Origin of the sequence: Binatus sp. (SeqCode) (assembly GCF_035272065.1) — a bacterium.
GTDB lineage: Bacteria > Desulfobacterota > Binatia > Binatales > Binataceae > Binatus.
On record NZ_DATEQZ010000114.1, the window covers coordinates 68,519 to 81,942 of the forward strand.

The following is a 13,424-nucleotide window of genomic DNA, read 5'->3' on the forward strand; positions in this document are numbered from 1 at the left end:
CGTTTATTCGCGGGGCCGCGCTATGATAAAAACGAGCCTCTACCGAATCGCCACATCGCAATGAACTACTTCGAATACCGCAGCGATCAACTTTATGCCGAGGACGTGCCGATCGCCGACCTGGCGCGGCGAATCAACACCCCATTTTTTGTCTATAGCGCGCGGACGCTCAGGCGCCATTTTCGAGTTTTTGACGAAGCCTTTGCCGGTACCGACCATTTGATCTGTTACGCGATGAAGGCGCTCTCGAATCTGAGCATCCTGAAATTGTTCGACTCGATGGGTGCGGGATTCGACATCGTCTCGGTCGGCGAGTTGATGCGATGCCTGCGAATCGGCGCCGACCCGCGCAAGATCGTGTTCTCCGGCGTCGGCAAGACCGACGAGGAAATCGCGGCTGCGCTCGAAGCCGGCATTCTGATGATCAACGTCGAGTCGCGCCCGGAACTGCATCGCGTGGCCGAGGTCGCGGGCCGGATGAAGCGTCGCGCGCCGGTCAGCCTGCGCGTGAATCCCGATCTCGATCCGGGCACGCATCCGCACATCTCCACCGGCCATCGCGACAGCAAATTCGGTGTGCCACTTTCGCAGGTGGACGAATATTACGCGGAAGCGAGCGCGCTGGCGCAGCTCGAAATCGTCGGTCTGAGCACGCATATCGGCTCACAGATAACCGAGATGGCGCCGTTTGCCGAAGCGGGACAGAAAGTTGCCGCGATTGTCGGGCGGCTGCGCAGCGCGGGAATCGCGCTCAAGTATCTCGATCTCGGCGGCGGTCTCGGAATCCCGTACCAAGAGCAGCCGCCTCCGCCCTCAGAATACGCAAGCGCGCTGCTGAAGCCGATCGCGGGTCTCGGGCTCAAGATTATCACCGAACCGGGCCGCGTGATGGTCGGCAACGCGGGCGTGCTCGTGACGCGCGTCCTCTACAACAAAGAGACCGACGTGAAGCGCTTCGTCGTTATCGACGGCGCGATGAACGATTTGATTCGTCCGGTGCTATACGAGGCCTATCACGAGATCGTTCCGGTCGATCGCCGGAAGCCCGGTAAAACCGTGACGGCGGACATCGTGGGTCCAGTATGCGAGAGCGGCGATTTTTTCGCGCGCGAACGTGAAATGGCCGAGCCGAAGGAGGGCGACCTGCTCGCGGTGATGAGCGCCGGCGCTTACGGATTCGTCATGTCGTCGAACTACAACAGCCGCCCGCGCGCGCCCGAGGTGTTGATTAACGGCGCCGACGTGCACGTGATCCGCGAGCGCGAGAGTTTCGAGGATCTGATTCGCGGCGAGCATATCGTTGACCTGAAGACGGCATGAGAGCGCATAAACGCGATGGCAACGCTCGAATTCACTAAGATGCACGGATGCGGCAACGACTATGTCTACATCGTTGCCATGCGCGCGCGTCCCGCCGATCCGTCCGCGCTCTCGGTCAAACTTTCAGACCGCCACTTTGGCATCGGCGGCGACGGCCTGATTATGCTCGCGCCGTCGAGCAACGCCGACATACGAATGGAGATGTACAACGCGGACGGCAGCCGTGGCGACATGTGCGGCAACGGAATCCGATGTCTCGCGCGTCTCGCTTTCGAGCGCGGTCTGGTGCGCGCGAATCCGATGGTTGTTGAGACCGACGCCGGGCTGAAGACGGTCGAGCTACGGCTGGAAGGCCGCCGCGTGGTTGGCGCGACGGTGGATATGGGTGAGCCGATTCTCGACGGGCGTGAGATCCCGGTCAATGCCGACGGGCGTATCATAGACTACCCGTTGCAGGTCGGAGGCCGTCTCGAGCCGATCACCGCGGTCTCGATGGGAAATCCGCACTGCGTCGTATTCGTCGGCGACGATGGCGTATTCAAACTCCAGGATCGCGATTTTGCCGCGCTGGGCAGCGAGTTTGAGCATCACCCGTTCTTTCCGCGCCGCGTGAATACCGAATTCATCCTGGCCACTTCGCGCCGCAATCTTAAGATGCGCGTGTGGGAGCGCGGCTCGGGCGAGACCTGGGCCTGCGGCACTGGAGCATGCGCGGCGCTGGTCGCGGCGGTTCTGACAAATCACTGCGATCGGACTGCGACGGTCGAGTTACGCGGCGGCAATCTTGAGATCGAATGGCGCGCCGACGGTCCCGATGCGAATCACGTTTTCATGACCGGCAACGCCGTTGAGGTTTTTCACGGCGCGGTCGAGTTGGGCGCCGGCGAGATGGTCCCGGTGAAATGAAAGAGTCGGGAGGCTTCGAACGATGTTCAAAGGCGCATTGACTGCTCTGGCAACGCCGTTTCGCGACGGCGAGGTGGACGCGCCGGCGTTGCGCGACCTTATAGAATGGCAGATTCAGAGCGGGATCGACGGGCTATTCCCGTGCGGCTCGACCGGGGAATCCGCCACGCTCACGCACGCCGAGCATGACAACGTAGTCAGGCTGACGATCGAGCAGGCGCGAAAGCGCGTCCCGGTGCTTGCGGGCACCGGCTCAAACTCGACCGCCGAAGCGATTCGACTGACCACCGCTGCGCGCGAGATGGGGGCGGACGGCGCGGTGTTGCTATCGCCCTATTACAACAAGCCCACCCAGGACGGCATCTTCAGGCACTACAAGATGATCGCGGCGAGCGTGGATCTGCCGCTATTCGTGTACAACATCCCGGGCCGCACGGCCTCGAACATCGCGCCCGAGACATTTGCGCGACTCAGCGAAATCAAAAGCATCGTTGGCATCAAGGAAGCGTCGGGCTCGATGGATCAGACGTCTGATATCCTCAAGCTGTGCGGCGACCGACTCGCGATCTTTTCCGGCGACGACGCCTTAACAGTGCCGCTGATCGCGCTCGGCGCGAAGGGAGTGATGTCGACGTGCAGCAACGTCGTCCCACGCGAGATGCACGATCTCGCGACGGCCGCGCTCGCGGGCGATTTTGCGAAGGCGCGCGAGATCCACTACCGGCTGCTGCCGCTGATCCGCGCGCTGTTCGTAGAGACGAATCCGATTCCCGTCAAGCAGGCACTCGCGTTCATGGGCAAGTGCGCCAACGAGTTGCGGATGCCGTTGGTGCCGATGACGGTTGGCCCAGCCGAGAAGTTGCGCATCGCGATGAAAGAACTACGCCTCGTCTGAGGACGCTTCGATTATGACCGAGCCTTACTACAAGCAGCACTGGGTCGATATCGACTCCGATCGCCACAGCGCGTATGACAAAATCCTCGCGTTTCATCCCGCGATGGAACCTCTCCTGCGCCCGCTCGATCTCAAAGCAGGTCTGCGCGTACTCGATGTCGGCTCCGGACCCGGCCACACCACCTTCGAGCTAGCGCGGCGCGTCGCTCCCGGCGGCAAAGTGACCGGCATCGATATCAACGCCGAGTTCATCCAACGATCCGGCGCTCGCGCACGCGAGGCAAAGTTGGCGGCGGAGTTCGTGCACAGCGCGTTTCCGCCGCTACCGTTTCCCGACGCTTCATTCGACCGCGTGTGGTGCAAAAATGTTCTTGAGTATGTCGATTCCGCGGCCGATACTGTCGCGGAAATGGCGCGCGTGACGGCGCCAGGCGGAGTGGTCGTCGCGGTCGACAGCGACTGGGACATGCTGGCGCTCGACATCGGCGCGGCGGCGCGCGAGCGCAGCGATCGAATCCTCGCGGCGTCGAAGGCGATTGCGATCAGGGAGCCGCAGATCGGGCGCCAGCTCTATCGGCTGTTTCACGCGGCCGGTCTTGACGACGTAAAAGTCGAGATTCACGCCGGCGCGGATATTGCGGGACGCTCGCTACCGATGCTGAAAGCCAGCTTCGCGCGGTACGCGCGCGACTCGGGCAGGATCGCGGCGGTCGAGGTCGAGGGATGGTTTGCCGACATCGATCGCGCCGTCGCAGCAGGATCATTTCTGTTCGTATTGCCACAGTTCGTGGTACGCGGAATCAGGAACCAGGCGTCTTAGTGTGAACGCAAATCTCTTTCGGGGAAAAAACGGATGACATTTGCATGGCTCGCATTTTTTGATGCGCTGTTGGCGATCACGATGATCTCGGTGGGAATCATCGGCGCGCACTTCTACTTGGTCGCGCCGTTCATGGGTTTCCAGCTGTTCGCGCTCGGGTTCCTGCTGAGCATCCTTGGTTCGTTAATCGGTCTGCTCGCCATTTTCCTGACCCGCAAGCCTCAACTGGCAGCCGGGCGCAATCGTGCATTGGTGGGCACGGTGATATGCGCGCTGATCGCGGTGCCGATGATCGTGATCGTGCTGGGCAGCCGCAAGTATTCGCCCATCAATGACATCACGACCGACTTCGACAATCCGCCCGAGTTCGTTTACGCGCAGAAGCTGCAGCCCGAGCCGAATCGCGACATGAAATACGACAAGGCGAAGTATGCCGACCGGCAGCAGGCCGGCTACGGCCCGATCGGTCCAATCAAGGAACGCCTGTCGCCGTCGGACGCATTCGCGCGCGTGACCGAAGTCGCTCAGGCCATTCCGACCTGGAAGATTACCTATTCGGATCCGGCCACGAATACGCTCGAGGCCGTCGCGACGTCAAAGATGTTCCATTTCAATGATGATGTCGTGATCCAGATTCGGCCGACTCCCGACGGCGCCAGCCTGATCGAGATGCGCTCGAAATCGCGCGACGGGATCGGCGATTTTGGCGTCAACGCCAAGCGCATCAAGCGCTTCTTCGATCGGGTCGCGCTCGCTCGCGGCCCCAGCGATCAGAACACCGGCGATCAAGAGGAGATGCCGTAAAGCTTCCGTTACTGCTTGAGAGCGCGGATCGTTCGCAGCACGGCGGCGTTGCGATCTTCGTTGACCGGATTTGTGAAGACGATCGCGGTGCCGATTCCCGGCGCGCATAATTCCTGCAGCCGCTCGCGAACCCGCGCCTCCGAGCCCACCAGCAGGGTCGCATCGATGAGCTCGTTGCTTACTGCCGCGATAGCTGCGTCGGCGTCGCGACCTGCGGCGCGAATCGCTCCGATTTCGCGCTCGAAGCCCGAATGCGCCATCATGTTGCCGTAGAACTTAAGCGCGCCGTAGCGTGACAGCAGCTTGCGCGCCGGACGGCGCGCGGCTTCGAGATCGTCCGAAATGAATGCGGTCGCGAACAGAGTCGCTTCGATCTGTTTGACGTCACGGCCGGCGATCTTCGCGCCCTCGGCCAATTCGCCCAGCGCTTCCCTGACCCGTGCCGGCGGAAAGAAGTTGAAGATGACGCCGTCGCCGATTTCGCCGGCCAGCTTCACCATCGGACGCGACACACCCGCCAGGTAAAGCGGGAGCTTGGTGCTGACGCGCGGGCCGGTCTTGCCGCCGTCGAGCGCCGCGCGGAGCGTCTTCACCGTTTCGCGCATGCGCGCCAGCGGAACTCCCATCTCGATTCCGAGCGCGGAATTGCCCTCGCGATGTCCTGTGCCGAGGCCGAGGATAAATCGACCGCCGGTAAATTCCTGGACGGCCGCGGCTTTCGCGAGCAGATTTGGATGGCGCAGATAGATGTTCGTGATCGCGGTGCCGAGCTTGATTCGCCTGGCGTGAAGTCCTAGCGCGAGCGAGCATGCCAGCGAATCGTTGTTCGACTCGGTCATGAAAACGCCCGAAAAGCCCGCGTCCTCCGCGGCCCGCGACCATTCGATCAAGCGCGCCGGCGGACTGTCGGGAAGAATAGTGCAAGCTAATGCTTTCTTGGCCATGGCGAATAATTCCTTTGTCAGACTCTCGGCGACACTTTCATTACGTAGCGGTTTTCGTCAAGCAGCTTTTCGCCGGAGCCGGATTCGTAGCAAGCGCTGGACTTTTTTGGCCGTGGGATCGTACAGATAAAAACGGCACTGCCAACGATGAGGCCGGGGCTTCCTTTTCACGGCGTCACATCTCAAACCTGGAGGACGAGTGCGATGAAACGATTTGCTGTGGCATTGATCGCGACAAGCATACTGATGACTGCGGCCGGAGTTGGATTCGCAAAAGACCTCAGTACGGTCGGAATCGAAGAGGCGTTCATCGACGCGGTTGGGACTTGCGGTCCGTCGAGCAACGTGGCGGGCTCACTCGGCAAGACTACCGATCCGCAGGTGAAGATCGAGTTGCGTGACGCGCTGATCACCGAAGCTGCCGACGATGCCGCTGGTGTCGCGGGCGCCAACCAGGCGCACAGCGACTGCACCAAGAAGGATCTGTCGGCGCGCGGATACAGTGAAACCGATATGGCGGCGCTACCCTATTGCGTCAAACACGACTGGCCGGATCCGTTCACCAGCCTGGGCACGTGCGTAAAGAGTCACAGCCGTCTCGAAGGCGCAATGAAAAAGTAGTCGCTCACATCGCTTGGTTTGAACTCCGGCGCGCTCCGTCTCGGAGCGCGCCGGTGCTTTGTCGTCTAGTCCAGTCCGTATCTCCGGCGCTTTCGCCATAGTGTCGCGACGTTGATTCCCAACATCTCGGCGGCTTCTTCGAGCGTCATCGCCTGTTCGAGGACTACCTCGATGTGGCGGCGCTCCATTTGCTCGAGCGTGTGACTGTGATCGAGCTTGTCGGGGGATGCGAGAATTTTGTCGGGCAGATCGCTTAGCGTGATTGTCTCGCCGCGGCTCAGGATTACCGCGCGTTCCATCACGTTGCGCAGCTCGCGGATATTGCCCGGCCACGAGTAAGAAACCAGCGCCTCGCGCGCCTCGGCGGCAAGCGCATGCGCCGGCTTATGATGCGTCTGTGCGGCTTGCGCGGCGAAGTGCTCGGCCAGCTTCAGGATTTCTCCCGGCCGATCGCGCAGCGCAGGCACCTGCAATTCAATCACGTTTAGGCGGTAGTAGAGATCCTCGCGGAAGCGCTTCTCCTTTACCAGTTGCTCGAGATGCTGATTGGTCGCGGCGATTATGCGCGCATCAACTTTGATCGTCTGCGCGCCGCCGACCCGCTCGAAGGTCCGCTCCTGCAGAAAACGCAGCAGCTTGGATTGAACGACCGGAGTCAGATCGCCGATCTCGTCGAGCAGAACGGTTCCGCCCTCGGCCGCTTCGAGGCGGCCGGGTTTGTCCTTGATCGCGCCGGTAAACGAACCGCGCACGTGCCCGAAGAGTTCGCTTTCCAGCAGATGCTCGCTGAGTGTCGTACACGCGACCTGCACGAACGGTCCGTCCTTGCGCGGGCTGAGGCGATGGATGTACGACGCCAGCATGCTCTTGCCGGTGCCACTCTCGCCGGTGATCAAAATGGTCGCGTCGCTGTCGGCCACTTGCGCGGCGATCTCCGCCAGCTTGCGCGAATGCGGACTGTAGGTGAGGAATGGCTCGGGCTCGGTCAGGGTCTCGATTCGATCGCGCAGCTCTTTGTTCTCAGCGCGCAGCTCGTGTACCTCGAGCGCGCGCGCAACCACGTGCACGATGTGGTCGGCGGTGAACGGCTTGGTGACGTAGTCGTAAGCCCCAAGGCGCATCGCCTCGACCGCGTCGGGAATCGAGCCGTAGGCGGTCATCATAACGACCGGCAGGGCCGGGTTGAGCCGCTTGAGCGATTCGAGCAGCTTCAACCCGCCCATCCCTTCCATCCGGACATCGGAGACGACTACTGCGGGGGCAGACGGGCCAAGCAGCTCCAATGCGCGCTCGGCAGTCTCAGCCACGGTCACTTGATGACTTGCGGATTCAAGGCTGGCCGCCAGAGTACGGCGGATATTGCGGTCGTCATCGACGACAAGAATGTTAGCCAAGTGCTTTCCCGGTGCGCTGTTCAATTACCATTCTAATGCTCAAGAGGGCCGGAAGCATCAAGAGAGCGTCAGAGGCTCTATCTATTGCAAGTTGCATGGCCTTAACCGACCAACACATTGCTGTTCGCAGGTTTAGATTTGGGAATCGCAATCAGATCATGCCTAATCATTGCGGTCTGCATCTTGCACATTGAAATCCCTACATCGCCCCTGTTTTCGGCGTTTGCGCGGGAGATTCATACTTGGCAGCGACTCCAAAAGTCCTTGGCGCCGAGCGGGCCCAACCACAGGCGACCTTCGGCAAACAAACCAAAGCAATCGTAGTTACCACCGGGATGCTCGCCTTTATCTCTTTCTGGCGCGCGTCCGCGATCGTGCTGTGCGACCTCGCTTCGACAGCCTACTACATCGGCGGCATCGTCGAGCAGGCCTGCGGACGCTCGGCGCCATATTTCATTCTCGCGGTCATGCTGTTCTCGTACGCGGTGCGCGCCGTGTACGTGGAGTCCTGTTCGATGTTCACGCGCGGTGGCGTTTATCGCGTTGTCAAAGAAGCGATGGGCTCGACGCTGGCAAAAATCTCGGTGTCGGCCCTGATGTTCGATTATATCCTGACCGGACCGATCAGCGGCGTCTCGGCCGGCCAATACCTGGTCGGTCTGATCAACGAGTTGCTCAAGCTGGCACATTTCAGCGTCATCCTGCCGCCCGATTTTTCCGCCGCCTTCTTCGCCATCGCCGTGACTGTGTATTTCTGGCGCCAGAACATTCTTGGCATCGAGGAATCCAGCGGCAAGGCAATGCGAATCATGCAAGTCACGACCGTGATGGCCGTGCTCATGATCGGGTGGTGCAGCTTGACGATTTACACGCGTGGGGCGCATCTGCCGCCATTCGAATTGAAGTTCACAAACGACTCGCTGGGATGGCTCAAGCACTTCCCCGGCGCGCGCACCATCGGCGCCTTGGGAATTCTGATCGCATTTGGCCATTCGATTCTCGCGATGTCGGGTGAGGAATCTCTCGCACAAATCAATCGCGAGATCGAGGCGCCGAAGCTCAAGAACCTGCTGCGCACAGGTCTCGTCATCTTCATATACAGCCTGCTGCTGACGTCGCTGGTGTCTTTTTTCGCGGTCATGATCATCCCCGATAGCGTCCGGATGTCCAACTACGGCGACGACCTGATCGGCGGGCTCGCGATGTTCATGGTCGGGCCGCTGTGGGCGCGAATCGCGCTGCGCGCGTTCGTGGTGTTCGTCGGATTCCTGATTCTCGCCGGCGCCGTCAACACGGCGATCGTCGGCTCGACCGGCGTGCTGACCCGCGTCGCCGAAGACGGCGTGCTGCTCGACTGGTTCCGCCATCCGCACAAGAAATACGGCACTAACTACCGCATAGTGAACATGGTCGCGATGCTGCAAATTGGCACGATTGTGCTCTCGCGCGGCGACATGTTCGTGTTGGGCGAGGCTTACGCATTCGGCGTCATCTGGAGCTTCGTTTTCAAAACGCTCTCGGTGCTGATTCTGCGCTACAAGGACAAGTACCATCGCTTGTGGCGGATGCCGCTGAACCTGACCTGGTTCCGCCCCGGCGGCAAAGACTTTCCCCTCGGTCTCACGCTCACGTTCGTGGTGCTGCTGGCAACCGCAATCATCAACCTGTTTACCAAGCAGGTCGCCACGATCTCCGGTATAAGTTTCACCTTTGCGCTCTTCCTGATTTTCGAGATTTCGGAAAAGATCAACGGGCAGGTCGCGCACGCCTACGGCGAAGAACCCGAGAAGTTCAATTTGCAACTGATCGAGGAAAGCCAGATCGATTCGATCGGTCTCGGCCTGTTCGCCACGGCGAAGAAGCTGATTGCGATCCGCGATCCGAACAATCTCGCACATCTGCATCGCTACTTGTCCGAGCACGATGAGGCCGAGCTGATCGCGCTGACCGTTAGAACCGAGAAGGGACTTGCGTCGAGCGACGGCGGCCAGATTTTCAGTGACGCCGAAGAAAAATTGTTCAGCAAGGTCGTCAAGGTTTGCGAAGATCACGGCCGGGCCGTCACTCCCCTGGTGGTTGTCTCCAACGACCAGGTCTATGCGATCGCGCGCATGGCGTTCCTGCTCAGCGTCGATGAAGTCGTGATGGGGGTGTCGGAGCGCTTCAACCCCGACGTCCAGCTTGAGAACTTCGCGATGCACTGGGGATCGCTCGGCGACTCGGAAGAGCATCACGTAAACGTGCGCGTGCTTTCCGACCAACGGGACATCCGCGCCGAAATCTGATCGGATTTGTCTCGTCCTGTTCAGCATAGGGGCCGGAAGCGTAATCGGCTATGATCTGGTCATGCTTATGTGTCGTCGATTTTTCCTCAGCCTTCTGACCGTGACTCTGTTGACCGGGACCGCCTTCGCCCTGAACGGTGAAAAGTATCTCCCGGACGCAAGCGTTACACTGGCGCAGGCACGCGAGACCGCACTCAAGACCTACCCGGGCAAAATCATCTCGGAGGAACTCGAGAAGGAATCCGGCGGCAGCGGACTTCGCTACTCGTTCGTCATTCGCCATCACACGGCCAAGCACGAAGTCGGAATCGACGCGAAGACCGGCGCCGTGCTGGAGAACTCGGTCGAGGGCAAGAATCCCGATTAAGGTCTCGCCTCGTCGAGCTCGTGCCGTGCCTGCCAGCGCCCGCCTTGGGTGGCGATGCGACACCAGCTATGATCGCTTTTCTGGATTAAAGCGATGATCGCAATCGTCGACTACAAGGCCGGCAACCTCACCAGCGTTCAGCGCGCGCTCGAATTCCTCGGTCACAAATCCGAGATTACAGATCGCGCCGAGCGCATCATCGCCGCCGATCGTGTGATACTGCCGGGTGTCGGAGCGGCCGGCGCCACGATGGAAAATCTGCGCGTGCTCGGCCTCGTCGAGGTTCTCCGCAGTGACGTCGCACGCGCCGGCAAACCGTTCCTCGGCATCTGCATCGGTATCCAGGTCCTGTTCGATCGCAGCGAAGAGGACGGCGCCGAATGCCTCGGCATCATCGCGGGCCGCGTCGCACGCTATCCGCGCTCGATTGACGGACGCCCGCTCAAGGTCCCGCAAATCGGATGGAACCGCGTGCGCCAGACGCGGTCGCATCGAGTGTTCGCGGGCGTGCCCGACAACACCCACTTCTATTTCGTCAATTCCTACTATCCGATTCCCGACGACCCTTCGATCGCGATTGGCGCGTCCGACTACGGCGTTCAGTTCACTGCGGCGGTCGCGCACGACAACGTGATCGCGACGCAGTTTCATCTCGAGAAGAGCGGCACCGCCGGACTCAAGCTGCTCGACAACTTCTGCCGGCTGAGTTGCTGACGATGCTCGCGAAACGAATAATCCCGTGCCTCGACGTGCGTGACGGCAAGGTCACCAAGGGCGTGCAATTCCTGGAGAACGTGGACGTCGGCGATCCGGTCGCGATGGCGCGTTACTACTATAATGAAGGCGCCGACGAGATCGTCTTCTACGACATCACCGCGTCCAACGAGCGCCGCGGCATCATGCTTGATGTAGTGCGCGCGGTCGCGCGCGAGATTTTCATTCCGTTCAGCGTCGGCGGCGGACTGCGCACCCTCGACGATATGCGCGCGGTCCTGCTCGCGGGCGCCGAGAAGGTCTCGATCGACTCCGGCGCGGTGCGCAATCCCGCGATCATCTCGGAGGGTGCGCGCGCGTTCGGCAGCCAGTGCATAGTGCTCTCAATGCAAGTAAAAAAAACCGGCGTGCGCCCCGAAGTGCCGACCGGTTACGAAGTCGTGATTGACGGCGGACGCCAGCCCACCGGCCGCGACGCGCTGGCATGGTCGCTCGAGGGCGAGCGGCTCGGTGCCGGCGAGTTGTGCATCAACTCGATCGATCGCGACGGCACCAAGCTCGGCTACGATCTTGAAATAACGCGCCGCATCAGCGAAGCAGTTTCGATCCCGGTGATCGCGTCCGGCGGCGCCGGCGAACCTGCCCATCTGCGCGACGCGTTTACCACCGGTATGGCAGACGCTGCGATCGTCGCCTCGATCGTTCACTACGGAGAGCATCCTATCCCCGCGCTGAAGTCGTATCTCAAGAGCAACGGCGTTGAGATTCGCGACGCCGTCTCGGTTGAGCTCGGCGCACAGTGAAAAAATGAAAATTGCGTTCGTCGTTTCGGAGTTCAACTCCGAGGTCACTACCCCGATGGAACAGCGGGCGCGCCACCATGCCGAGTCGCTCGGCGTCGAGGTCGCGCGCGTGGTTCACGTCCCCGGCGTGTACGACATGGCCCCGGTCGTAAAGGCGCTCCTGCAGCGCAAAGAGATCGAGGGCGTCGTGATGATCGGCGCGGTAATCAAAGGTGAGACCAAACACGACGAGCTGATCTCGCACGCGATCGCGAGTGCCGGCATCCAGCTCTCAATCGAATTCGACAAGCCGGTCGGCCTCGCCATCACCGGCCCGGGCATGACCGACGACCAGGCCGTCGCGCGAATCGACAATGCCAAAAACGGCGTCGAGGCTGTTGTCCGAGTCGCTCGCGCGCTCAAGGAAATCCGCGGCTAACTTCCTGACGCTCCACAGGTGTTGAGAAACCCCGCCGCCCCTCGTTGAGAGCGCGCGCTCGACTGCTTATACTCTTCGACGTTGGTGGTGAAGATGATGGCAGAGGCGGGCGGCGGGGGCGAGACTTTTTCCACGCGCACGGCTGCGAGAATTCTCGCGGTCACGCCTGAGCGTATTCGCTACTGGGTCAAGCGAAATCTCGTGCGCCCGTTGAATATGGGGGGCCGCAATTATCGTTTCGCGTTCAACGATCTGCTCGAGATGCGCATGGCCAAGGAACTGCTCGGCACCCGCCAGCATATCGATCCGATTCAGCGAACACTCGAGCGAGTGCGCACGCTCGTGGATCCCGATCGCTCCGTCACCTCGCTGAAACTCGTCAACGACGACGGGCGCATCGTCGTGCGCGACGGTCCGTCGCTGATCGAAGCTGAGACGGGGCAGTTGATTTTCGACTTCGAGCGCAGCTATCAGCCCGGCAAGGTCGAGGACGGCTTCGGGCCCGCCCGCGTGCGCGAGCGTTTCGAGGAGGCGCGCCGCGTCGCCGACGAGGATCCGCTCCGCGCGCTCACTATCTACAGCGAGCTGGTCGGCCGCGAGCCCGGCAACTTCGAGGCGCATCTGCGGCTCGCCACGCTGCTCGAACGCGAGGGCGACCTCGCCGGTGCGCTGCGCCATCTGCTCGGCGCGGCCACGATCGTTCCCGCCAGCGCCGATGTGCACCTGAAGCTCGGCCTGCTCTACCGCAAGAAGGACGAGCATCAGAATGCGCTGCGAAGTTTTCTGCGCACGCTCGAATGCGACCCCACCAACGTTGAGGCGCATCGCAACGCCGCCGAGGTGTACGAAGCGATGGGCCGCAAGCGCGACTCGCAGCGCCACCTGAGCGCCATCCATCGCCTGATCAGGGGCGACTAACTTCTTCCCCTCTCCCTGCAAGGGAGAGGATGGAAGGTGAGGGTCGAATTCAGCGCGCGCTTCGCGCGCGATTAGATTCCGCTCTCTAATCCATCTCCGTCTTCTACTTGAGCGACTAGGGGGATGAACTTCTTGGCCTGACGATACCGACGAATACGTGCTAAGTAATGACTATGAAGCGCCTTATCCGTCGCGCACAAATCTCCGAATCAAAT

14 protein-coding genes are annotated in these 13,424 nt (G+C 61.1%); 12 read left to right on the forward strand and 2 right to left on the reverse strand.

The genetic code is table 11. The features are described 5' to 3' along the window. The first annotated feature begins 60 nt into the window (after positions 1 to 60). Genes lysA through VJX68_RS18435 form a run of 5 tightly spaced genes read left to right on the forward strand, consistent with a single transcriptional unit; the run spans position 61 to position 4,745 of the window. The gene (lysA, locus tag VJX68_RS18415) at positions 61 to 1,320 is read left to right on the forward strand and encodes a diaminopimelate decarboxylase (protein ID WP_324097192.1); all 1,260 of its coding nucleotides are present in this window, start codon (positions 61 to 63) and stop codon (positions 1,318 to 1,320) included. A gap of 15 nt (positions 1,321 to 1,335) precedes the next feature. Next, positions 1,336 to 2,226 (forward strand): diaminopimelate epimerase, encoded by an 891-nt coding sequence (gene dapF, locus VJX68_RS18420; protein ID WP_324097193.1) that lies wholly within the window; start codon positions 1,336 to 1,338, stop codon positions 2,224 to 2,226. A gap of 22 nt (positions 2,227 to 2,248) precedes the next feature. Next, positions 2,249 to 3,121, forward strand: a complete 873-nt coding sequence (gene dapA, locus VJX68_RS18425) for a 4-hydroxy-tetrahydrodipicolinate synthase (protein WP_324097194.1) — start codon at positions 2,249 to 2,251, stop codon at positions 3,119 to 3,121. Between the two features lie 13 nt (positions 3,122 to 3,134). After that, positions 3,135 to 3,941 (forward strand): methyltransferase domain-containing protein, encoded by an 807-nt coding sequence (locus VJX68_RS18430; RefSeq protein WP_324097195.1) that lies wholly within the window; start codon positions 3,135 to 3,137, stop codon positions 3,939 to 3,941. A 33-nt stretch (positions 3,942 to 3,974) separates the two neighbouring features. Beyond that, positions 3,975 to 4,745: a DUF1499 domain-containing protein gene (locus VJX68_RS18435; protein WP_324097196.1), complete on the forward strand. Its 771-nt coding sequence runs from the start codon at positions 3,975 to 3,977 to the stop codon at positions 4,743 to 4,745. A gap of 8 nt (positions 4,746 to 4,753) precedes the next feature. Here VJX68_RS18435 and VJX68_RS18440 read toward each other — a convergent pair whose 3' ends face one another. Beyond that, positions 4,754 to 5,689 carry an LLM class flavin-dependent oxidoreductase gene (locus VJX68_RS18440; protein ID WP_324097197.1) on the reverse strand — a complete coding sequence of 312 codons (936 nt, stop codon included), beginning with the start codon at positions 5,687 to 5,689 and terminating at the stop codon, positions 4,754 to 4,756. A gap of 204 nt (positions 5,690 to 5,893) precedes the next feature. Between VJX68_RS18440 and VJX68_RS18445 the strand changes: the two genes are divergently transcribed. Then, positions 5,894 to 6,310, forward strand: coding sequence for a hypothetical protein (locus VJX68_RS18445; RefSeq protein ID WP_324097198.1), 417 nt, complete (start codon positions 5,894 to 5,896; stop codon positions 6,308 to 6,310). Positions 6,311 to 6,375: 65 nt separating this feature from the next. Here the strand turns inward: VJX68_RS18445 and VJX68_RS18450 are convergent, their stop codons facing one another. Beyond that, complete coding sequence (locus VJX68_RS18450; RefSeq protein ID WP_324097199.1) at positions 6,376 to 7,728, reverse strand: sigma-54-dependent transcriptional regulator; 1,353 nt, start codon at positions 7,726 to 7,728, stop codon at positions 6,376 to 6,378. A gap of 218 nt (positions 7,729 to 7,946) precedes the next feature. On the opposite strand from VJX68_RS18450, the gene VJX68_RS18455 reads away from it, so the two are divergent. The 6 genes from VJX68_RS18455 to VJX68_RS18480 all read left to right on the forward strand — a co-directional run bounded on the left by VJX68_RS18455 (position 7,947) and on the right by VJX68_RS18480 (position 13,209). Beyond that, the gene (locus tag VJX68_RS18455; RefSeq protein WP_324097200.1) at positions 7,947 to 9,989 is read left to right on the forward strand and encodes an APC family permease; all 2,043 of its coding nucleotides are present in this window, start codon (positions 7,947 to 7,949) and stop codon (positions 9,987 to 9,989) included. 67 nt (positions 9,990 to 10,056) lie between these two features. Continuing rightward, positions 10,057 to 10,356 (forward strand): PepSY domain-containing protein, encoded by a 300-nt coding sequence (locus tag VJX68_RS18460; RefSeq protein ID WP_414643501.1) that lies wholly within the window; start codon positions 10,057 to 10,059, stop codon positions 10,354 to 10,356. Between the two features lie 93 nt (positions 10,357 to 10,449). Beyond that, on the forward strand, positions 10,450 to 11,070 hold the full coding sequence (hisH, locus tag VJX68_RS18465) for an imidazole glycerol phosphate synthase subunit HisH (protein ID WP_324097202.1): 621 nt from the start codon (positions 10,450 to 10,452) through the stop codon (positions 11,068 to 11,070). A 2-nt stretch (positions 11,071 to 11,072) separates the two neighbouring features. Further along, positions 11,073 to 11,873 carry an imidazole glycerol phosphate synthase subunit HisF gene (gene hisF / locus VJX68_RS18470; protein ID WP_324097203.1) on the forward strand — a complete coding sequence of 267 codons (801 nt, stop codon included), beginning with the start codon at positions 11,073 to 11,075 and terminating at the stop codon, positions 11,871 to 11,873. After that, positions 11,854 to 12,291: a 6,7-dimethyl-8-ribityllumazine synthase gene (ribH, locus tag VJX68_RS18475; protein WP_414643502.1), complete on the forward strand. Its 438-nt coding sequence runs from the start codon at positions 11,854 to 11,856 to the stop codon at positions 12,289 to 12,291. Before hisF ends, ribH begins: the two co-directional genes overlap by 20 nt. A 93-nt stretch (positions 12,292 to 12,384) precedes the next feature. After that, on the forward strand, positions 12,385 to 13,209 hold the full coding sequence (locus VJX68_RS18480) for a tetratricopeptide repeat protein (RefSeq protein WP_324097205.1): 825 nt from the start codon (positions 12,385 to 12,387) through the stop codon (positions 13,207 to 13,209). The last annotated feature ends 215 nt before the right edge of the window (positions 13,210 to 13,424 follow it).